17 protein-coding genes are annotated in these 22,211 nt (G+C 61.1%); 7 read left to right on the plus strand and 10 right to left on the minus strand.

Annotated elements, in window-relative coordinates:
- Positions 1 to 76 precede the first annotated feature (76 nt).
- Both MFF62_RS28845 and MFF62_RS28850 read left to right on the plus strand, forming a co-directional pair.
- Entirely contained in the window at positions 77 to 1,012 is a 936-nt protein-coding gene (locus tag MFF62_RS28845; RefSeq protein WP_238267080.1) for a LysR substrate-binding domain-containing protein, read from the plus strand.
- A 284-nt stretch (positions 1,013 to 1,296) separates the two neighbouring features.
- Positions 1,297 to 1,581, plus strand: a complete 285-nt coding sequence (locus MFF62_RS28850) for a hypothetical protein (RefSeq protein WP_238267081.1) — start codon at positions 1,297 to 1,299, stop codon at positions 1,579 to 1,581.
- 38 nt (positions 1,582 to 1,619) lie between these two features.
- On the opposite strand, the gene MFF62_RS28855 is transcribed toward MFF62_RS28850, so the two are convergent.
- The 3 genes from MFF62_RS28855 to ycaC form a co-directional block, all read right to left on the minus strand.
- Positions 1,620 to 2,261 (minus strand): LysE family translocator, encoded by a 642-nt coding sequence (locus MFF62_RS28855; RefSeq protein WP_238267082.1) that lies wholly within the window; start codon positions 2,259 to 2,261, stop codon positions 1,620 to 1,622.
- Positions 2,262 to 2,349: 88 nt separating this feature from the next.
- A complete protein-coding gene (locus MFF62_RS28860; protein ID WP_238267083.1) occupies positions 2,350 to 3,195 on the minus strand; it encodes an AraC family transcriptional regulator in 846 nt (281 codons plus the stop codon).
- 200 nt (positions 3,196 to 3,395) lie between these two features.
- Positions 3,396 to 4,025: an isochorismate family cysteine hydrolase YcaC gene (gene ycaC, locus MFF62_RS28865; RefSeq protein ID WP_238267084.1), complete on the minus strand. Its 630-nt coding sequence runs from the start codon at positions 4,023 to 4,025 to the stop codon at positions 3,396 to 3,398.
- A 173-nt stretch (positions 4,026 to 4,198) separates the two neighbouring features.
- Between ycaC and MFF62_RS28870 the strand changes: the two genes are divergently transcribed.
- Positions 4,199 to 5,092 (plus strand): LysR substrate-binding domain-containing protein, encoded by an 894-nt coding sequence (locus MFF62_RS28870; RefSeq protein ID WP_238267089.1) that lies wholly within the window; start codon positions 4,199 to 4,201, stop codon positions 5,090 to 5,092.
- An 841-nt stretch (positions 5,093 to 5,933) separates the two neighbouring features.
- On the opposite strand, the gene MFF62_RS28875 is transcribed toward MFF62_RS28870, so the two are convergent.
- The 7 genes from MFF62_RS28875 to MFF62_RS28905 all read right to left on the minus strand — a co-directional run bounded on the left by MFF62_RS28875 (position 5,934) and on the right by MFF62_RS28905 (position 17,553).
- Entirely contained in the window at positions 5,934 to 7,271 is a 1,338-nt protein-coding gene (locus tag MFF62_RS28875) for a ComEC/Rec2 family competence protein (RefSeq protein ID WP_238267090.1), read from the minus strand.
- 1 nt (position 7,272) lies between these two features.
- The gene (locus MFF62_RS28880; RefSeq protein ID WP_238267091.1) at positions 7,273 to 8,952 is read right to left on the minus strand and encodes a gluzincin family metallopeptidase; all 1,680 of its coding nucleotides are present in this window, start codon (positions 8,950 to 8,952) and stop codon (positions 7,273 to 7,275) included.
- Positions 8,953 to 9,860: 908 nt separating this feature from the next.
- Positions 9,861 to 10,226, minus strand: coding sequence for a hypothetical protein (locus MFF62_RS28885; RefSeq protein ID WP_238267092.1), 366 nt, complete (start codon positions 10,224 to 10,226; stop codon positions 9,861 to 9,863).
- A gap of 274 nt (positions 10,227 to 10,500) precedes the next feature.
- Entirely contained in the window at positions 10,501 to 11,427 is a 927-nt protein-coding gene (locus MFF62_RS28890) for an ATP-dependent Clp protease proteolytic subunit (RefSeq protein ID WP_238267095.1), read from the minus strand.
- A 338-nt stretch (positions 11,428 to 11,765) separates the two neighbouring features.
- A complete protein-coding gene (locus tag MFF62_RS28895) occupies positions 11,766 to 13,193 on the minus strand; it encodes an efflux transporter outer membrane subunit (protein WP_238267155.1) in 1,428 nt (475 codons plus the stop codon).
- On the minus strand, positions 13,193 to 16,348 hold the full coding sequence (locus tag MFF62_RS28900) for an efflux RND transporter permease subunit (RefSeq protein WP_238267098.1): 3,156 nt from the start codon (positions 16,346 to 16,348) through the stop codon (positions 13,193 to 13,195). The genes MFF62_RS28895 and MFF62_RS28900 overlap by 1 nt, the downstream gene beginning before the upstream one ends.
- A 2-nt stretch (positions 16,349 to 16,350) precedes the next feature.
- On the minus strand, positions 16,351 to 17,553 hold the full coding sequence (locus MFF62_RS28905) for an efflux RND transporter periplasmic adaptor subunit (protein WP_238267099.1): 1,203 nt from the start codon (positions 17,551 to 17,553) through the stop codon (positions 16,351 to 16,353).
- A 213-nt stretch (positions 17,554 to 17,766) separates the two neighbouring features.
- Between MFF62_RS28905 and MFF62_RS28910 the strand changes: the two genes are divergently transcribed.
- From MFF62_RS28910 to MFF62_RS28925, 4 genes are all read left to right on the plus strand, one after another.
- A complete protein-coding gene (locus MFF62_RS28910; protein WP_238267107.1) occupies positions 17,767 to 18,459 on the plus strand; it encodes a response regulator transcription factor in 693 nt (230 codons plus the stop codon).
- A 3-nt stretch (positions 18,460 to 18,462) separates the two neighbouring features.
- Complete coding sequence (locus MFF62_RS28915; protein ID WP_238267112.1) at positions 18,463 to 19,872, plus strand: ATP-binding protein; 1,410 nt, start codon at positions 18,463 to 18,465, stop codon at positions 19,870 to 19,872.
- A 308-nt stretch (positions 19,873 to 20,180) separates the two neighbouring features.
- Complete coding sequence (locus MFF62_RS28920) at positions 20,181 to 20,345, plus strand: hypothetical protein (RefSeq protein WP_238267113.1); 165 nt, start codon at positions 20,181 to 20,183, stop codon at positions 20,343 to 20,345.
- A gap of 363 nt (positions 20,346 to 20,708) precedes the next feature.
- Positions 20,709 to 22,184, plus strand: coding sequence for a patatin-like phospholipase family protein (locus MFF62_RS28925; RefSeq protein ID WP_238267114.1), 1,476 nt, complete (start codon positions 20,709 to 20,711; stop codon positions 22,182 to 22,184).
- Positions 22,185 to 22,211: the final 27 nt, after the last annotated feature.

A 22,211-nucleotide genomic window follows, 5' to 3' on the forward strand; every position in this document is an offset into this window, starting at 1 on the left:
CGTTCCCCCGAAAGATGGCAAAATTGCGCCGGAGATAGCTGACAGCTATCACTAAATCCACACAGGCCCAACTCCGATGAAGCTTCACAACCTCCGCGACTTCGTCGCCGTCGCCCAGACAGGCAGCCTGCGTGCGGCAGCGCGCAAGCTGGAACTGGCACAACCTTCGCTGTCCAAGAGCATCCAGCAGCTCGAAACCGAGCTGGGCGCGACGCTGTTCGAGCGAAATGCGCGCGGCGCGATGCTGACGCCGTCAGGAAAGGCATTCCTCCATCGCGCGCAGGCGGCACTCAATGAGCTGAAGCGGGGCCAGGGCGAAGTACGGCAGATTTCCAGCGGGACGGGCGGCAGCGTCAGCATGGCCGTCTCAGCGGCGGTGGCACTTTCCGTCCTTCCCGACACCATCAAGGCGTTCAGCGCGAAATTCCCCGATGCGGCGATCCGCATCATCCCGGCTCAGCCCGGCACGATGCTTCCGGAACTCCGCGCCGGCGCACTGGACTTTGCCATCGGACCCCGCCCATCCCTGCCGCTCGGGGACGACTACAGTGTCGAACTGCTGATGCAAAACAGACGCGCCATCGTCTGCCGCCGGGATCATCCGCTGCGCAAGGCGCGCAGACTCAGCGACCTGCTCGGTGCGCAATGGCTCGTGTCGAGCGCCACGGGCATGATGGCGACCGACCATGATCAATTCTTCCAGTCGCACGGACTCGACGTGCCATCACGGGTAGTGCTGTGCGACTACGGCACTGCGACATGGTCGCTCCTGGCATCCACAGACATGCTTGCGGTGCAGCCCCGGCAGTGGGTCGAAGCCGCGCTGATGAAGGGCGTGCTGACGGAGATCCCGATCGCTGAAAAGCTGCCTTTCGTAGACATTGTCCTTGTGCGGAGGCGAGGTTTGCCACCCACGCCTGCAGCAGAGACGATGCTGTCTCTGTTGCAACGGCATATCGTGTACTACGCCGGCGAGGTGGGAAGCGAGGATTCTAGCGGCGCCGGCAGCTAGTTTTGCCGACGTGGTTGTGCCGCTCTCGAAAGGCCTTTACCGGGGTCCGTCTACTTGACACCCGTCGCTCGGTTTGTCACTGGGGTTTATTGACCGCAAAATTCGGCAGTGGGGATGACTGCTCGTCAACTGGAAGCAGACCTACGGCATAGCTCGCTCGAATGGCCCTGATGGGTCGCCTTCAGCCGGCTGGCCCAGACGTAACCGATCTCGCGGTCGGTCGGGCCCCTACCGGCGCAGCATAGAATTGATCTCGAGACCGGTCATTAAAGCGCCTGCGTATCATGGAGAATTCGCTGCTGGAATTGATTGACTCCGCCCTTCGGGAGATTCAACCGATGGCCGCTCAGGCGTTCGAGCCGGCAGTCAGCATCGAGCGTCAACTAAATTGGTGTCGCAGTTTTGAATGTGGACTTCCTATCGAACCGGCGCCGGGACCATTTTCGATGGGCCTGATTGCGGTCCGTGAGTTCGATATGTACGGAGATATGCCTGAACTCGCTTCTCTCATAAACAAGGTGCAGCGACTCGTTGAAGCCAAGCTTGCTAGAGCGAACGAGAAAAGCTGATCGGTCAGGAGTCCATCCGCCGGTGGACGCCTGCCCCGTCAACGAAGCAAAAGAACCGTGATCACGCCAAGCGCCAGCAGGATCAAAATAAGCCCGGAGATGCGTTCCAGCCACGGCAGAGTCCGTGCGAAGCGTCTCAGGACGCTTTGGTGGCCGATCAGGACGGCAATCACCACATCGTAAAGCAACACCACACTGAACATCCAGGTGCCGTAGAGCGCCTTCCATCCCGCACTGGCGTGAGGGCCGGCCAGCATCGCGGCCAAGCTGGCATAGAACAGCGCGTTCTTCGGGTTGAGGATGCCAGAGAGGAAGCCCATGCCGGCGGCACGTCGCCAGGCGACGAGTGGTTGCGTGCGCGGAGCGTCCCGGCCAGCGGATGCTGCCACATTGAGGTCATTGCTGCCGGCGCAGCGCACGAACAGCACGCCGATATAGAGCAAATAGGCGCAGCCGGCCAACTGCAGAACGACGAACAACCTCGTGTCCGGCTGCAGCGCGGCTGTGCCGCCGAACGCGGCAGTGATGAACACCCCATTGGCTATGGCGATGCCAAGGCAAGCGCCGCTGGCAACGCGCCAGCCAGCAGACAGGGATGTTCGGGCGATCAGGAAAAAATCAGGGCCGGGGGAAAGCAGGGCCAGGAAATGCACTGCGGCGATCATCAAAAACTGATGCATTCAATGTACACCTACGAATCTTTCTCGCAGTGTGCCGACCGCAGCGCGTTCTGTATTGAAGGAAATTGCAGTCGTACCGTTTCCGACGCTACGCGCGGAAGCGTCCTGGCGTGACGCCCGTATGCGCTTTGAAAACCCTCTGGAAATGCGCTTGATCGGCAAAGCCTAGGTTCTGGGCGACGTCCGAGATGCGCTCTCCACCCCGAAGCTGCTCCCTTGCCAGATTGATGCGCTGGTTCAGTTGCCAGGCATGCGGCGTCATGCCGGTCACTGCGCGGAAAGCGCGGATCAGTTGGTAGCGACTCATGTCAGCGAGTTGTGCCAGTTCGTCCAAAGTAATGCTGGAAGCGGGCGCGGTGCGAAGGCAATCGAGGGCTGGCCGGATTTGTGCCAGCAGCTTCGATGGAGCGTCTGGCGCTTCGATGCGCAAGCCCTGCCTAGTGTCGCAGTCGCCGATGAACACGATCAGCGCTGCTTCCTTGTCGCACGGGCTGACCTCAGAGAACAACAACGCGTTAAGTTGGCAGAAGCGTGCGTAGACCGACGGGTCGGTCACGACCCTTATCGGCTCGGTATCTAGCGAGTGGGCCTGCGCGTACTCCATCCGGACGGCATGGAGCCAGGCCGCGTCCAGGTGCAGCATCTGGTAGCTCCAAGCCGTTTCGGGTGCCGGGTTGCAGGCATGCACGCGTGTCGCGGGCACGAATACAAGTGTGCCGGGATGCAACGCGACTGGACCGCCGGTGCCGCCGTCGAAGACACTGCGGCCGTCATCGACGGCGCCAATGGAAAAGGTGGGATGGTGGTGCGGCTTGTAGCAGGCTCGGCTATGACAGGCGCGGCGGCTCTCGACAAAAGACATGCTCGGGTCGTGCCAGAACGCCTGACTCGACTTGTTGCGCGGTGCCGCACGAAAAGGCGAATGGGCTGACATCCAGTGCTTCGGTTTTGATGGGATCGCGTTTAAGAAGACTCAATGCATAGATCATACTAGAACCTCCCGGGTGCGCTAACGGAGCGATCACTTCGTTCACACTGGCATGCGTGGCTAGGCGAAAAGAGCCATGCGTACACGAGAAGTCCCGCCTCATCTGTTTGTTGCGGGACTTCAGCCGTGCGTACAACGGCGGCGGTTTATTTCTGGTTTGCAGTAAGTACCTTGAAACTCGTCATCAGGTTGCGATAGTCGGGAATGTGGTTGGCGAACAGCGTGCCAAGGCCCTCAATGTCATTGCGCCAGTCGCGATGCAACTCGCAGGCCACGCCGAACCACGTCATCATCTGGGCCCCGGCATGGGCCATTCGGTGCCACGCCGCATCACGAGTGATCGGATCGAAGGTACCGGAGGCATCGCCCACGACAAAAACATCGAAACCTTCGGCCATTGCAGACAGGGCGGGAAAGGCGACGCAGACTTCCGTCACTACGCCGGCAATGATGAGTTGCTTCTTGCCCGTGGCCTTGACGGCCTTTACGAAATCCTCGTTATCCCACGCGTTGATCTGTCCTGGGCGTGGAATAAATGGCGCTTCGGGAAACTGTGCCCGTAATTCGGGCACAAGCGGGCCGTTGGGGCCATTCTCAAAACTGGTGGTAAGGATGGTCGGCAGCTTGAAGTACTTGGCCAGATCGGCCAGCGCCAGTACGTTGTTCTTGAACTTGTCCGGGTCGATATCGCGTACCAGCGACAGCAGGCCAGCCTGGTGATCTACCAGAAGCACGGCGGCATCGTTCTTGTCCAGGCGCTTGTAAGGCGTGGTCATGACAGTCTCCTTGCGGGGATGGGCATTTACGCTTGCGGATGAAGCGTTCCTTAATCGCCTCGAAGACCGCCTTGGCGCAGGCGATCGCCGAAGCGTGGAGGCAATCATAGGATTGCAGAACCCAACGTAGTAGTGCCGTAAGATGCCGTCTGTGTTCTATGAAAGGAACAGTCATGGACGACCTCAATGATCTCTACTACTTCGTCAAGGTCGTAGACCATGGAGGCTTCACACAGGCCGGCCTGGCACTGGGCACGCCAAAGTCCAAGCTGAGTCGGCGCATTGCCGCGCTGGAGGCCCGATATGGCGTGCGGCTGCTGCAGCGCTCGACACGCCACTTCTCGGTGACCGACACCGGCCGAGAGTTCTATGACCGGTGCGTCGGGGTACTCGTTGAAGCCGAAGCGGCGCGCGAGGTGATGGAGCGCGAACGGTCTGAGCCCCAAGGTATCGTGCGCATGACCTGTCCGACCACATTGCTTGAATACCGTATCGCGGGGCTAGTAGCCCAGTTCATGCTGGAATATCCGAAGGTACGTGTACACCTGGAAGCTACCAACCGGCGCGTCGACGTGATCGGCGAGAGTCTAGATCTAGCGTTGCGGGTCCGGTTTCCTCCGCTGGAAAACAGCGACCTCATAATGCGCGTGCTGTCCGAAAGCCACCAGCGACTCGTGGCGAGCCCGGCCCTGCTCGAAAACCGGAATTTGCCTCAGCAACCGACAGACCTGACAGGTCTGCCGAGCCTAGACTGGGGGCCGGCACGCAGTCATGTCTGGCAACTGGTAGGGCCAAATGACGAGCAAGCGGAAATCCGGCACGAGCCCCGATACGTGACCGACGACATGTCTGCACTCCGTAAGGCGGCGCAATACGGTGTCGGCATCGTGCAGCTCCCATGTATGGTGGTTGAGGATGACTTGCGAAAGGGCACGCTGGTGGATGTGCTACCAGGTTGGGAACCCAAGGGGGGCATCATCCACGCGGTGTTCCCGTCGCGCCGAGGCTTACTGCCCAACGTGCGGCTTCTGCTCGACTACTTCGCGGCGCACATCTACAAAGAATAAAGATGGCGGCGCGCAAACGCGTAGCGCTGTCGCGACGATCACTACTTTTCCCTGAACATCCTCGCGGCCTTCCTCAGGGATCGACGATGAACCGAACAAGAAGCGTTGTTTCGGTGAATGGTCGCGCGTCAAATTCGCCAGGCAAACCTGCAAGGAGCTTGCCAGCCGAGGGCATGACATTTGGATTGCACGTAAGGTGTTCCCTAGCAGCTCATGAATCCGCTAGGGATTGGAAGTCCCGGCCTGCTCGTCCCAAACGTTCGAAGTTTCGATGTGACCTTTCAACTCGAACTGGCGCTTCGCGGCGTCACCCAATGATCGCTACGCACGGTCATATCCAGGTAGCCATTTCGCACACTATCAACAAGCCAAGCAGCAGACGGCATGATGTGTCCTGGCTAGGCCTGCCGCGCAAGTTGACTTAAAAATGCGCTGCAAATGTATCGATATAGATACTTTTTGCGATTAACGCGAACGGGGGGCTCTCCTGTCCGCTGTACGCAAGCGATATCGATCGATTCAAGTCAAGAAAGCCCCGGGCCACTTGGGTGATCAACGCGTCGACGGTAAACCGGTTGGTGATCGCAGAACTTCGAGGCAAATATGTTAGCCAACAGTCCCGTTCCAAGAATGCCACGATCAATCGGCCGACTGGTTACGGGGCGCCAAGGACGATGACCTCCATTGTCCCGTAGGCTCCCAGCTTCGCCCCTGGCTGCGGGAGGCAGCGATGGCGAACACGATCGGTGACTATGAGAATGCGCGTTGATCGCATGAAGGCTCCAGGCGGTGGCAGGACGGTCATTTGACGCGCTGGTCCAAGTAGCAACCGTTGGCCCGCTCACAACAGAAATCGTGTCACCGAACAGAACTCGCCTTCGCGAACCGTGCGCGTGTCATGTAGATCAGATTCCTTCCTCAAAGCATCCAGGAGGGTTTGCCGTGGCACCTCGGTGTGACGCTCCTCACTACCATGGACATGGTCGAGCGTAGAGAGCAGTGTGACGAGCCGCCCTTTTTTCGACTTACCGCCCTTTGACGCAAAGCCCTCCCACAGGGTCTTGGGAGTCGCATTGCGGCTGCCGTGATGGCCCACCTTGTAGAGCCCCACATTGGCCAGTCGCGCTACATGCTTTGGATCTGATAACGCGTACTGCCAGTTTTCAAACTGCGCATCGCCGGGGAACAAAATGAACTTCCCGTTCGCTTCGAAAAGCAAAATGACACTTGTGTTGTTCATCTGCTTATCCAGAATCCGAACGAGCGACAGCAAGTTCTCGGCTTGTTCACGCTGCGCCTGGTATCGATACCATCGCATATCCCACGGACGACGCACGTCCTCGTACTTTGGAAACAAGCTGAAAGAGCCGGGCTTGCCCATTCTTGCGATGCGCCCACGTTTAGCCCAAAACTCTGCCCGAGCTCCTGACAATTGCCAGTACTCTTCTGCGTTGGTCTGGCTTTGCTTCCGAATTCCAGCATGCTGCTCGAGCGTAGGCGGGCCCAACACGTATGTTTTTACGCCAGGGAGGATGTCCTCAAGTCCTGCGCTCGCGCCCGCATACACATACTTCCTTCTCCGCCCCATGCTTGCAAGGTTCTCGACGGCATCCCGATTGGCCAGTTCGTTGTCATCACCAAGAAATTCTAGCTGCGCCTTTACTTCATTGAGATGGTTGCCTCGCAAGCGCGCGCTCGCCGATTTCACATAGCCAGCAAACTCATTCATGTCGTTAAGCATTACAAGATGCTTACGCATGGCCTGATGGTGATTGCTTTGGCTCACGCTCGTGGGTGCCTTCGCGTCGGCCTGGGCCTCGGGATCCTCGGTCCAGGGCTGGATTACCAAGTCCGGATTTAATTTTCTGATGATTTGGCCTGGCCCCTTACCCGAAACTAGCGAAAAGCCGCTGATGTGATCTTTGTGTCTGTGCGTAGCGACGACCGCGTGCAGCTTGCCTCCACAATCTGTCTCGATCGAGCGCGCAATCTCCAACAGGTACTTCGCCGAGTCATTGCCCTTGGGCGCTCGCGTGGTGCCGAAGTCGATGAGTACATGCCTGAGATCCGCCGGATAGTGAAACGTAAGCAAGAAACAATCACCAAAGCCTACGTTGTAGCTGCGCAGCGTCAGCTCTGTCGGACTATTCTTTCTCGCTGCTGCCTTCTTCGAGGTCATGCTACCAGCCCCCTTTTGCCGTGAATGCCGGTCGAAGCTCTCGATCGCGATGCATCGCCGCAATCCGTGCGGTGACCGACTGCGGCTGTGAAAAATGGCCACTGTCCCAGAGGCTCCGCAGGCGATCACTTTGCTTTTCGCTCGTCACGCCGGTCCCGATGTGGAATTTGAGTAGACCGTATTCGTTGAAGACTATTGTTCCACCGCCAAAGAGATGAATCAATTTGGCAGTCGGCATCTCCGCGGGCTTCCTGATCCCAAGCGTCGCAAGTTCGCTGGCATAAACGGACAACTGCTGAATGTACTCAACCACCGTTTCACGTAGGATCGTGTGGTCGTTGCTCACCCTCACGACCGGCCTTACCGACGTCACACGCGTGAAAGCGTCCGGATGGATGCCGAGCGCAATTTTGTTCTCCCATACGAAGCGGAACACCTCGACAGGATCGCGTTGCATTCTCTCAAAGTGCGTACCTATGAGCGTAAACTCGCTTGCTCGCGGTGGCTTCCAGGCGCCATCAGTTCTAGCATTGCTAGCTGGCTCCACCCCGAATGACGCAAATGAGGCCCGCAGTGCTTCTCGATAGTGGTATTTGCCATCATTTGGGTAAAGCTGCATGTCTGCGGTCAATATGCCGCTTAGGTAATCGCCGAAGGTCAGATCGACGGGTGGCATGTAGTCGAGCGCCCGAATTAGCATCCGTAGCAGGTGCGTGGCGGATTTCACGCCCTCCTCTACGACAACCGAGCGAGCCACACCACCTGGGCTTGTCTTCACGATTGGGCTCAGCCGTTTGACCCAGACTTCGAAGAATGCATGCATGACGATGGCGACAAGCAGTTCGCCACGATCATGCGCCTCCTGAAAGCGCTCGCTCTTATAGAGAGTACGATCCGGCTTGATGTTGAGCGATTCACGTAACGCCGAACCCGGCACGCCGTTTAGCGCAGCGCCCATTTGCTTGGCGAGCTTGGCGAACTGAGCACCGCTAAGTTTTTTTGCCGTCAGATTGACCACGGGCACGAGACCGCCTCGGGCCGACAAGGGCTCGAGCAGCCAATCGATGATGGAATCGCTCTTAAAGACTGATAAGAGCGCGATGATGTCAGAGTAGCCCTCGTGGAAAGCCGCCTGATCGGGCGACGATGGAAGAAGGTAGTAAGGTCTGAGGCCATCCAAAAGCGCATGGGTTGTCTCATGCACCACAATGTCGTGCGACAGACATGTGTAGACCGGCTTGCCGTGCTCATCGGGGAAATACCCGAAGTTCAGACTTTCTGATTCGCGGGAATAGTAGGCATTGGCATCAGCGAACGCATGCGGCGCTACCTTGAGCTGATGGCTTGGCATCTCGAACCCCCAGGCGACGGTGCGACCCAGTGCAGCTTCGAATGTCTGTAGGGTCGCCATGGTGATGGCATACACGTTCTGCTGATGAAAGTACGGATTTCGAACCAGCTTGTCGATGTCCGTTACCGAGGCAAATATGTCGGAATCGAGGTCGTCGGCCCGAGATTTATAGAACGTGTCACTCGAGGCGTCATAGTCGATAACGTGGACACGAAATCCTTTGGGCCCCTGCTCCAGACGCTCTGCAGGTAACGACACTGTTGTTGTCAGGGCCCTACCCCCCGCGCCCAACACCGCAGGATCCTGTGCGAGGATCGTCCAATCACGCATTGGTACATCGTGCGTGACAGCATCGTAGACGATGCCACCGCTTGTTCTCGCGACCATTATCTCCCCCCCTTCTCTTCGGCTTCGTCAGCCTTTCACGGGTATTGTCTTTGGGCGGCTGCTAGCGACGATGTATGCGGTCGTCGACTGTCTTGTTGTTGATACGAACTGGCGCCAAGCGTAATCCACAGTATGGCAACGAATAGGTCAACGCATCCCCTCAAAATGGGGGAGAGACCCAGATAAATAGCATTCGCTGAAGAGGCCAATCGAAGAGGTCGCGAATTTCGTTTGGAACATCTAGATTCTTCTTCACGTCTGCGACTGCAGCGCTGGTTGATGACTGTCACAGCCGGCTGTTCAGAAGACAGACCTTCCGGTGTCCATCTCTTGCCGATACTCATGGACTCGCTAAATAGTCCGTGCTTTGGCACAAAATGCAATCGGCTTCCGCTCGTGAGATACGTTGCAAGGGGGCCAGGAAGAGTCATTGACCCCGAGACGGCGTGAAGTCCGCTCTACGTGTTGACAATACATCGCTCGCCGCTGGCTTGATAGCGAGGCCGGCCGCGATCGCGGATGGCGGCTTCCACGCGAGGCGGTGGCACAAGATGTACAGAGTTGGCGATATACACTTTGGCGCGGCATGGGCGCTGTTGCGCGTTGCAGGGCGCCGGGCTTTATCTCAGCAGACCGCGTTCGAGCGCATTGTGGTGGAGCGCAACGGCAAGATTACATTTGTGAAGAGAAAGCCTGCCGAAGCAGCCAGCACAGATCCGGGCCACCGCGTGTGGGGCGGTGAAATGGAACAACGAAGAGACCAAGAAGAACAAATTTCGAAGACGCACCCACAGACTCGGCATGGCGCGAAATATCGTCGCTCTGAGTGCTACGCCGGCCGGCTGACCGTGTCAGGTACAGTTAGCGCGATAGGTTTCCTCGATCTGCTTGCGCGAGTTATCTCGCTCCAGCTTTGGAACGGCGCGGCCCTGTGCGCTTTGCGTCGCGGTGCCGGGGGAAGTGTAGCCGCGCTGCTTCGACGTGCCGCTCAGCTCTTCCAGCAGTGCCTCGCAACGTTCGCGCTTGGCATCGGCCGGACTGGCGCTTGGTGCCGAAGGCGGCCGATAGGGACTGCTTCCTTCGCGCACCGCGTCGGAGATGGCTGCGGCACCGGAACTTGGAGGCTGCTGCGCATGGGCGAGGAAAATGCCCGGGCAGATGCCCAGCGCTCCAACGGCGACGATCACGCACTGAAACGGCTTCGTGGTGTTTGGCATGGGTTGCTCCGCTGAAACAGTGATGCACGGCGACTTACTCTTCAACAGCCAGCACTTAATGTGCACGATGCTGGAAAGGCTTGCCATTGGACCTTGGCCTCAGCACGCCGTCGACAATCGCTGCGGCGCAGCTGAAGCCATCGCTGCTTTACGGAATGAGGATAGGCTGGGCCAGCACCCCGGTACGCAGCGGACGGCACAAAATGTCCCGCATTTTTGTTTTCATCGTCAATGGCACTCTGGCACCGCCGCAGCAAGTGTCGGCGCGCCATCGCTACCGTATCCGTTGCAGCTCGTCAATGCGAAGACGGTATGCGCGCATCAGGCACGCCTTGTCTGCACACTGATTACGTGAATGCCTGAGCCAGTCGCGCTGCCCGTCCCGTAGTGGCGCCTTGTTGGTGCTTGCCTTCAGCTTCTTCCCGTACAAATTGCCGAGCTCTCGATCAACGCTTGCCAGTTCCGCGTCACCACAGACTAGCTGCAAAGGCATTGAGGCCACCTTGCTACAGTCCAGGCTGCGCATCAGGGCGTCGCGGTTCTGCGGATGCTTTTCCAGCTTGCCGGGCTTGCACAGTCCCTGCAGCGACCCGCACGCGACGCTACGTCCAACCCACGCCATGTCTCGCGCACCGTGATCTGCGATGAATCGGTTGATGGCGGCATGACTGACACCCCGCTGCATTGCGTTTGCGGCAACGATCTCGTTGCACAGCGAATCACTCACATACGAGTTTGCAATCCGTTTGTAGCAGCTATGGAACCCTAGTTGTCCCGATCCGAGAATACCGCGGCGCTCACCAGATGCAAACAAAATCGATGCGCACGCTGATGCGCATCGAGCGTTGTCGGGAACGACGGTATAGACACGAATCTTGTCCATGACATCGACGAGTCTGAAGGCAGCTTCGACGTTTCCGCCTGGACTGTTCAGGATCAGTGCCACGAGTCCGTCGTCATCGCGATCTGCGAGCCGCGCGACCGCGCGAAGTTTGTCGGCATCGCCCTCATCGATGCGGCCTTCCGCAATGATCATTCGCTGGTCGAGTTGGGGCTGCTGATAAAAGCGAAACTCCATGCCCAACGCTTCGACCGGAATCGCCAGCGCCTGGAGGAAAAGCCAGGGCAGGAAAGGCGCAACCTGGCGCAACACCATTCCATCGCGTGGCAGGCCTACAATCACCCGCATGGCTTCCTCCAAGGCTCGAACTCTGCTCCTAGTTTAAGTCATCTGAATTTGTAGGTTGGGGGCGCTACTTCCAAGGCGCAAGCCCACTCTCTCACTGATGGATGTCCACCGGAGAAAAGTTGCAGTCCGTAGGTCATCGCCCCCTGAGCAAGCCATCATTCGACACTGTCATGCGTGACCGCGCGCGGTACGATGCAATTGCAGTTCAACGACGACGATTTGAATGAAACCGCGTGCAACAAACCTAGACTGGCGATTTCCCGGAGGGGTGACCACCATCTGACATAGACATCATTCCGTTTGGAAAAGCTGTAGTGGTGTCCCGTGCCAGGTGGCTAGTTTCTGGGACTTCACACCCCGTCCGCCCCGCCGCCCAGTACCTTGTACAGCGTCACCAGGTTGTCCTGCCATGTCATCCGCAGCGTGACGAGGTCCTGCTGCGCCGCATACAGCGAACGCTGTGCCACCAGCACGCTCAGATAGCTGTCCACGCCCTTGCGATAGCGCGCCAGCGACAGGTCGTAGGCCGCCTGGCTGGCATCGGTCAGCGATTGCTGCGCCGCCAGGCGTTCGTCGATCGTGCCGCGGGTGGCCAGCGCATCGGCTACCTCGCGAAAGGCGGTCTGGATGGCCTTCTGGTAGCTCGCCACCCCGATGCGCTCGCTGACCTTTGCCGCATCGAGATTGGCGCGATTGGCCCCGCCATCGAACATCGGCAGGCTCACGGACGGTGCGAAAGCCCACGCGCCCGTCCCTGCCTTGAACAGTCCGGACAGCTCGCCGCTGGCGGTCCCCGCACTGGCCGTCAGCGTGATGCGCGGGAAAAGCGCCGCGCGGGCCGCGCCTATATTGGCATTGGCCGCCTGCAGCGTATGTTCCGCCTCGCGCACATCCGGCCGATCCAGCAGCACATCCGACGAAACGCCCGCCGACACCTCGCGGATCACTCCCGCCGTCAGGTCCTCCAGCGGCGCGACATCGTCCGGAATTTCCGCGCCAAGCAGTAGCGCCAGCGCATTGCGGTCAAGCACCATCTGGGAGGTGTAACGCGCCACGTCCACGCGCGCACTGTCCACGCTGGTCTGCGCCTGCTTCAGATCCAGTGCCGACGCCGTGCCCAGTTCGAAGCTGCGCTGCGTGATGTCGTAGGTGCCGCGTTGTGCGGCCAGCGTCTGCTGGGCCAGCTTGTACAGGGCGGCATCGCTGCTCCACGTCAGATAGGCCGTGGCAACCTCGGAAACCAGCGTCACCTGTGCCGCGCGGCGTGCTGCCTCGGTGCCCAGATAGGTCTGCAGCGCCTGGTCGCGCAGGCTGCGCACGCGGCCAAACAGGTCCAGCTCGTAGCTCGCGGCACCGACGCCCACGCTGTATTGATGCGTCGTGGTGGCTGCCGTGGTGCCAGCGAACGATGCTGGCGTGCGTGATGCAGAACCGTCCGCCGTGGCATTGATCGTTGGAAACAGCGCCGCCCGCTCGACCTGGTACTGCGCGCGCGCCTTCTCGACATTGAGCAGGCTGACGCGCAGGTCGCGATTGTTGTCCAGTGCCAGCGCGATCAGGCGCCTCAGCGTGGCGTCCGTAAAGGCCTCGCGCCACGGCAGCTCAGTGGCTGCGACCTCGCCAGCACCGTTGGCGGCGGCCTTGCCCTGCGATTCTCCGCCGGGCAAGGCGGCAGGCGTGGCGCTGTCTGGCCGCTGGTAGGCAGGCGCCATCGTGCTGCACCCAGCCAGCGTCAGCAGGCAGGCCAGCGCCACGGCCGCAATCGTCGGTCTTTGCATCATGCTTGCTCCTGTGTGTCGGCATCCGGTGCAAGATGCTTCCGCTTTGTTGCGCGCCGCGCCATCACGTCGGTAATCATGTGGAAAAATAGCGGCGCGTAGAAGATGCCGAGCAGCGTGGCCGCCAGCATGCCCCCGGCCACGCCGGTACCCAGTGCGTTCTGGCTGCCCGCGCCTGCCCCGGTGCTGATTGCCAGCGGCAACACGCCGAGGATGAACGCGAACGACGTCATCAGGATTGGCCGTAGCCGCATGCGCACGGCCTGCAATGTGGCGCGGGTCAGGTCGACGCCCTCCGCATGGAGCTGCCTGGCGAACTCGACGATCAGGATCGCATTCTTGGCAGACAGGCCGATCGTCGTCAGCAGCCCCACCTGGAAGTAAATGTCGTTGTCGAGCCCCCGCAGCGTGGCCGCCACCAGCGCGCCCAGGATGCCGAGAGGCACCACCAGCATCACCGAGAACGGTATCGACCAGCTCTCGTAGAGCGCAGCCAGGCACAGGAACACGAACAGCACCGAGATGGCGTAGAGCGCCGGCGCCTGGGACCCGGACATGCGTTCCTGGTCCGACAACCCGGTCCACTCGTGGCCGATACCGTCGGGCAGCGTCTGCAGGATGCGCTCGATGGCCGCCATGGCTTCGCCCGAGCTGTGGCCCGGCGCGGCTTCACCTACGATCTCGACGGCGGAAACGCCGTTGTAGCGCTCCAGCCGCGGCGGACCCTGCGTCCACGACGCGCTGGCGAACGACGAGAACGGCACCATGTCCCCATCGGTGTTGCGCACGTACCAGTGGTCGATGTCCTCGGGCATCATGCGGCTCGAGGACATGCCCTGCACATAGACCTTCTTGACGCGCCCCTGGTGCAGGAAGTCGTTGACGTATGCGCCGCCCCAGGCCGTCGACAGGACGTCGTTGATGTCCGCCACGCTCACGCCAAGCGCACCTGCCCTGGCGTGGTCGATATGCAAACTGACCTGCGGCGTATCGTCCTGCCCGTTCGGGCGCACGGCCACCAGTGCCGGCTCCTTTGCTGCGGCCGCCAGCAGCGCATCGCGCGCGGCCATCAGCTTGTCGTGCCCGAGCCCACCGGTGTCCTTTAGCTGCAGGTCGAAGCCGGTGGAGTTGCCCATGCCCATCACGGCCGGCGGCACCATCGGGAACACATTGGCCTCGCGGATCTTCGCGAACGCACCCCGGGCACGCGCGGCGATGGCGGCCGCCCGCAGCGACGCCTTGTCGCGCATGCTCCAGTCCTTGAGCTGCGCGAACACCATGGCGTTGTTCTGACCATTGCCACCGAAGCTGAATCCCACCACCGCGAACACCGAAGCGACGGCATCCTTTTCTTGCCCCAGATAGTATTGTTCCACCTGCTTGATGACCTCCAGCGTCCGGGCCTGCGTGGCGCCAGCCGGCAGTTGCACCTGAGTCATCAGGATGCCCTGGTCCTCCTCGGGCAGGAAGGAACCCGGCAGGCGCGCCAGCAATAGCGCCATGGCGATGCCTAGCGCCGCATACAGCGCCAGGTAGCGGCGGCGGCGCCCCAGCATGCCGCGCACTGCTCCTTCGTAACGGGATGCGCCGCGCTCGAACGTACGGTTGAACCAGCCCGCCAGCCCGCGCGTCGCCAGCGCATGACCGCCCTTGCCGTGCGATTTCAGCAGTGCCGCGCACAGCGCGGGCGTGAGCACCATCGCCACCACCACCGACAGCGCCATGCTCGAGACGATCGTCACCGAGAACTGCCGGTAAATCACACCGGTAGAGCCGCCAAAGAAGGCCATCGGCACGAACACGGCCGACAGCACCAGCGCGATGCCGATCAGCGCGCCCGTGATCTGCGACATCGAGCGGCGCGTGGCTTCCCTGGGCGGCAGCCCTTCCTCGGCCATCACGCGCTCGACGTTCTCCACCACCACGATGGCATCGTCGACCAGCAGCCCGATCGCCAGCACCACGCCGAACATCGTCAACGTATTGATCGAGAAGCCCAGCGCGGCCAGCACGCCGAACGTGCCAAGCAGCACCACGGGTACGGCAATGGTCGGAATCAGCGTGGCGCGCAAGTTCTGCAGGAACACGTACATGACCAGGAATACCAGCACGATAGCTTCCACCAACGTCTTCACCACTTCCTGGATCGACAACGTCACGAACGGTGTGGTGTCGTACGGGTAGACGGCCTTGACGCCGGAGGGCAGCGATGCCGACAGCTCCGCCACCTTGGCCTTGACCGCCTGCGCGGTGCTAAGCGCGTTGGCGCCGGTAGCCAGCTTGATACCGAGCCCGGTAGCCGGCTTACCGTTGTAGCGCGACGTGGAGTCGTAGCTCTCGCTGCCAATCTCCGCGCGGGCCACGTCGCGCAGCCGCACCGTGGCGCCGTCGGTCGTGGTCTTGAGCAGGATGGCCTCGAACTCCGAGGGCGTCTGCAGGCGGCTTTGCGCCGTCACGGTGGCATTGAGTTGCTGCCCCGCCACCGACGGTGCGCCGCCGATCTGCCCGGCCGACACCTGCGTGTTCTGCGCCTCGATCGCCGTCTTGACGTCGGCCGGCACCAACTGAAAGCTGCGCAGCTTGTCGGGATCCAGCCAGATCCGCATCGCGTACTGCGATCCGAAGACCTGCACATCGCCCACGCCATCCACGCGGCTGATCGGATCCTGGATACTTGACACCGCATAGTTCGACAGGTCGGCCTGGCTCATCTTGCCGTCCTCCGACACGAAGCCGACAATCAGCAGGAAGCTGGTGGACGACTTGGTCACCGACACGCCAAGCTGCTGCACCGTGGTGGGCAGCAGCGACGTGGCGAGCTGCAGCTTGTTCTGCACCTGCACCTGAGCGATGTCGGGATCGGTGCCGGCGTTGAACGTCAGCCGGATCGAGGCATTGCCCGCGGAGTCGCTCGACGACGACATGTAGCGCAGGTTGTCGATGCCCTTCATCTTTTGCTCGATCACCTGCGTAACGCTGTCCTCGATGGTCTTGGCCGAGGCGCCCGGGTAGGTCGCGGCGATGCTGACCGACGGCAGAGCGATCTCGGGATACTGCGCCACCGGCAGGGTGCGGATTGCCAGGCCGCCAGCCAGCATGATGACGATGGCAATGACCCAGGCAAAGATAGGCCGGTCGATAAAGAAGCGCGACATCGTTATTCGGCCCTCCCCGCCTGCGCGGAACCGGCCTGCGCGTTGTTGGCAACCACGGGCGCCACGGCGTGCCCGCCACCAACCACCACCGGTGTGACAGCCATACCGTCACGCACCTTCTGCAGGCCGTCCACGACCACACGATCCCCGGCGCTGATGCCCGAGGCGACGACCCAGTTCGTGCCCGCGCTACGCGACGTGCTGACCTGCCGCACATGGATGCGGTTGTCGCGGTCCAGTACCATCACGGTCGGATTGCCCTTGCTGTCGCGGCTCACGCCCTTCTGCGGCACCAGCAGCGCCTTGTCGTCCGTGCCCTCCTGTAGCACCGCGCGCACATACATGCCCGGCAGCAGCTGATGCGCTGGATTCGGGAACGTGGCCCGCAGCGTCACGGCGCCGGTGCTCTGTTCCACCGAGACGTCGGTGAACTGCAGCCTGCCGCCCAGCCCGTAGGTGCTGCCGTCCTCGAGCACCAGGCCGACATCGGCACCGCCCCGCTGCAGCGAGCCATCGGCCAGCCGGGCGCGCAGCCGCAGCAGCTCGGCGCTGGACTGCACCACGTCGACATAGACCGTGTCGAGTTGCTGAACCGTCGCCAGGGCCGTGGTCTGGCTGGCCGTCACCAGTGCCCCGGGCGTAACCCCCGACTTGCCAATCTGACCAGCGATGGGCGACGTCACCCGCGTGCGCTGCAGATCGATGCGGGCGCTTTGGAGGGACGCCTCGTTGGCGATGACATCGGCTTCGTAGGCATCCAGCGACGCCTTGGCGTCGTCGTAGTCCTGCTGGCTTACGCCCTTGATGTCCAGTAGCTCCTTGTAACGCTGAGCCTTGAGCCGGGCTGCCGCCAGCGTGGCCCGCGACTTGGCGACCGCGCCACGCGCGTTGTCAAAGGCTGCCTGATAGGATGCGGGATCGATCTGGTACAGCACGTCGCCGGCCTTGACCTGGCCGCCTTCGGTGAACAGCCGCTTCTGCACGATGCCGCCGACCTGCGGGCGCACCTCCGCCACCAGCGCGGCCGACACCCGGCCCGGCAGTTCGGTGGTCAGCGTGGTACTGGCCGGCGCGATCGTGACCACGCCGACTTCGGGCGGCGCGGCGGCCGGCGCGGCGCCTTCGTTTCCGTGGCAGCCGGACATCAGCGTCGCTGCGACCAGCATCGGGCCCAGCGGCAGCAAGCGGTGGATTCCTGTTGTCATGCATTCCCTTCCTGAAGCCGAAGGCATGACGAAGTGATGCAAAACCAACGTCGCCCCCCGGACAATTAGCTTGCAGTCATTGTCGCGAGGGGCCCTTCCGGCAGGGGTAAGCAACTGCAAAGGAATACGTAAAGAACCTGTAAAGCCGGCCGGCTACCGGTTCAGAGACGGCGCAGATGGCCGATAATGCGGCAACGGAATACGGACCAAGACGTGGAAATCCTGCTGATCGATGACGACGCGGAGCTGTGCGACATGCTGGGCGAATACCTGGCGGGCGAAGGCTTTGCCGTGACCGCCTGCGCCAATGGCGAGGCCGGCGCGGAGCTTGCCACGTCGGGCCGGTTCGTGGCGGTGCTGCTCGACATCATGCTGCCGCGCGTAAGCGGCATCGAAGTGCTGCGCGAGATCCGCACCCGCAGTACGGTGCCCGTGATTATGCTGACGGCCAAGGGCAGCGACATCGACCGCGTCATCGGCCTTGAACTGGGCGCGGACGACTACGTGCCCAAACCTTGCTATCCGCGCGAACTGGTCGCCCGGCTGCGCGCGGTGCTGCGCCGGACCCAGGGCGGCGCCAGCGCCGAACCCGCCGACGAACTGACAGCCGGGCCGGTCACGATCGTTCCGTCCCAGCGCAGCGCCCGCGTGAACGGGCAGCCGCTGGAACTGACCGTCACAGAATTCAACCTGCTTGAATTCCTGGTGCGCCACGGCGACCGCGCGGTGTCGAAGGACGATCTGTCGCTGCAGGTCCTGGGCCGCCCGCGCATGCAGTACGACCGCAGTCTCGACGTCCATGTCGGCAACCTGCGCCAGAAACTGACAGCCGCGGGCGCGCCCGAATCGATGCTTGCCACGGTCTGGGGCTTCGGCTACCGGCTCGATAGCCAACAGGGTGACTGAACGATGCATCGCGACGCGGAGACTTCCATCCACAACCGTCCCGACACCCTCAACGCCTCCAACACCCCGGAAGCGCCCAAGCCGCCTCGCCGCTCCTGGCTGCGCCGCCTGCCCGTGGGCGGGCTGTTCTGGAAGATCATGGCCGGCTTCTGCCTGACCGTGACGGCGGTATCGATCGGTATCTGGCTATGGTTTACGGTGCTGCGCAATGATGCCCCGCACGTGCAGCTCATCCATGAAATACAGCAGGCTTCCTCGCGCAACACGCTGGCTGCCGCACGGACCCTGATGGAAACGGGCGGACAGCCCGCGCTTGAGCGCTTCCAGCGCGAACAGGTCGGCCAGGGCACGCTGACGTGGTCGCGTGTTTCCACCACGTCCGATCCGCTGGTCGAGGATCTCGTCTGGAGTCCGGACGGCCAGCCGTGGCAGATCCACTATGCGCCGCCCGAGGTGCTGTCGCGGCTGCCGCCCGATACCGGGCCGCCTGCGCCCATCATCGTGCTCTACGTGCTCTGCGGCCTGCTCTACAGCATCGCGCTGGCCTGGTACCTGACCGCGCCGCTGCAACGGCTGCAGCGCGCGTTCGATCGCTTTGGCGCAGGCGATCTGGCAGTGCGCACTGCCGCCGGCGTGCAGGGCCGCCACGATGAGATTGCCGAACTGTCGCGCGACTTCGACGCCATGGCCGCTCGCATCGCTCGGCTTGTGGAAGGCCGCGAGCGACTGCTGCACGATGTGTCGCACGAACTGCGCTCGCCGCTTGCACGCCTGCACGTGGCGGCCGGGCTGGCTCGCCAGGACCCCGCGCGCATCGGCCAGTCGTTGAACCGCATCGAACGTGAGGCGGCGCGCCTGAACGAACTCGTTGCGGGCTTGCTGACGCTGTCGCGCATTGAGAGCGGAACCCAGCCGGTGGTCGACCATTTCGACCTGCGTGAACTTTGTGAAGCCGTTGCCGCCGATGCCGATTTCGAAGGCTCGCACCGCGGCGTGCGCATCCGCTTCGAGGCAGCCTCTCCGGACGAAGCGCCGATGCGCGGCAATCTGGAACTGATCCGCCGCGCAGTCGAGAATGTCATACGCAATGCGTTGCATGTGTCGGCATCGGGCCAGACGGTGACGGTGAGTTTTGTCCACGACACCGACCGGCGCCTGTACTGCATTCACGTGTCCGACCAGGGCCCCGGCGTGCCGCCGCCTTTGCTGGAAACTATGTTCGAGCCGTTCGTCCAGGCCCAAGCCAACCAGGGCGGCTTCGGCCTGGGCCTGTCCATCGCCCAGCGCGCCATCGCCGCCCACGGCGGCACCGCAACTGCCGCCAATCGCGTACAAGGAGGCCTCGAGGTCAAAATCGTGCTGCCCGTGGGCCCATTTCCCGCTATTTCCGAGACGGCTCCGCCGCCGGCCTAACGGCCACCGTGCAACGCCGGACTTCCTCGGAAACCTCCGAGTCAGTCATTTTTGGGGGCTTTTCGAACTTTTCCGAAATATCTCGCCGCAATCTCTTTACGCTGATTGCGGAGCGCCTGTTTTCCACCCGCAAGACCTCATCTGCGGTATCTGTCTTGATGGCACTCCACTGGAATGGCGTGGGCGCTGCCGGGCATAACCACGGTAAACCGGTCGGCCGAGGCCGGCCAGGAGCGGCCGGTCAACCTCGGGAGCCAAATCATCGACAATCGAGACCTACCAGCATAACTAAATCGGGGTCGGGACTCATGGGTACAACAACACTCGAAGCGCTCTATCAAGATATCGGTCGAATGGCATTCGAAGCCGCCGAAGGACCGGTCTATCAATTGCTGCTGTATGCAGAGGTTGGCATCGACCGCAGTGCTTATCAAGCGCGCCTATCGAGCTTGCAGCCGCCGCCGACCGCTTAGAGGGTCGACCAGAGACTGCCGGCCATGACCACGGCCATCCAGTCGACCGAGGCCGGCCAGTAAGCGACATTGCCACAAACGCCTCCAATGACCGCTTTGTCGATAGAAGGCGTCATAAAGATTCCATGTCGCCCAGCACGGTGCACAAGTATGAAGGCGGCATACAGCGAAGAGGCAGGATCTGCGGGCGCGAGTTCTTGAAGAACAGCTCCGAACAAATCAACTCGCTAATGACGCACGTAAGCTAGTCCTTGCCGCACAAAGACCGCAAGCCATCACGGCCACCCAGACTCTGATCCAACGATGATGGAGCATCGAAGCACGTTGACTCGCTGCGGGCTAAACCATTAGGCGGACATCCTTTTGGCTGACCTGCTCATTTTGAGCAAGGTTCTATCCTCTGTTAGTTCCACGTATTTGATCCTTTTTCGCTGTGTGACGCCTGGAGGTGCGGATATGTCGACGATATGGGGCCTGTACGTAAAGCTATCCGTGGGGACGACTGCAACCTTCGCGGTTCTATCAGCGCTCTCCGCTTGTGCATCAGTGGAGGCGCCACAAGCAAACGCGAACGTGAGCGCAGAATGTGCTGCCTCTCAGGAGACGAGACCTGAACGCGAAAGAGTGGACTCATTGGCGCTTTCCGGAGGCGGATACCGCGCAGCGTTATTCCACATAGGGGCGCTTTGGCGTTTGAATGAAGTTGGGCTGCTCGACAAGGTGGGCCATGTCTCGAGTGTTTCCGGGGGTTCCATTGTCGCAGGAGTTCTGGCCATCAATTGGGCAAGGCTCAACTTCGATAGTAACGGGGTAGCGAAGTGCTTTCCAGACTATGTTGTGAAGCCCCTTCTTGAATTAACGAGCAACACGTTAGACGCTCCCTCGATAGTCTTAGGTGCCGCAACGCCATTTGCCGATGCTCCCATGTATCTGGAGCAATCGTATGCGAAGCATTTGTTTGGCGAACTGACGCTTCAAAGTCTGCCCGACTCGCCTGAGTTCATTTTCAATGCCACAAGCTTGCAAACGGGCGAGATCTGGCGGTTCACGAAGAGGTATGCCGGCGACAACGCGGTTGGGTATGTTGGAGATCCGAAGATACCCCTATCGAAGGTGGTCGCAGCATCCAGCGCATACCCCCCGCTATTGTCGCCAGTGGCTTTAGACCTCAAGAACAACAATTGGATTGACTCGGGCCAGGAATACAAGCGCGGCACCACGAGCAACCCTTTGTCATCGTCGGTACAGAAGGATATTGCCAATTTCCGTCAGACCGTTCTTCTTACGGACGGGGGCATCGGCGACAATCTTGGCACGGAGTCCGTATGGACGAACAACGGGCGCCTCTTCGCCAGTGACGGCGGAAGCGGATTTGACCCATCGCCGACACCATCCACGTCTTGGATGTCGCAGACACTCAGGGTAGTCAGCCTGATTCATGGTCAACCGTCCCAACTGCGAACCAATATGCTGATCGACCGTTTCCGGCAGAGGAGCCCGGATGGGTTGTATTGGTCGATACTCGGTCCGCAGCCCCGCCACAAGGAGTGCCTTCCAATCTGGAAGGTATCTGGAGAGTCGATCGCAAGACTCGCTTCTATTCCTACGCGGCTCGCGGCGTTGGGTGAAAAGGAAAAAAAGGAACTCATCAACTGGGGCTATTCGGCCGCTGAAGCGGCACTGCCATATCTTGACGATCTATGGGTCAGTAAGACGACCCCAGGCGTATTTCGATGGTCGGCCCCACCTCCTCGGTGGCCATACCAAGACGCCGCTCTCCCGATCGACGAGGAACACGACGCATGGATGCAGAAATGCCTCGCGAAGTCGAAAAATTAGTCGCCCGTGGTGCTGCGATCGGGCCAC

This window comes from Cupriavidus pauculus, assembly GCF_022179805.1.
Lineage (GTDB): Bacteria > Pseudomonadota > Gammaproteobacteria > Burkholderiales > Burkholderiaceae > Cupriavidus > Cupriavidus pauculus_E.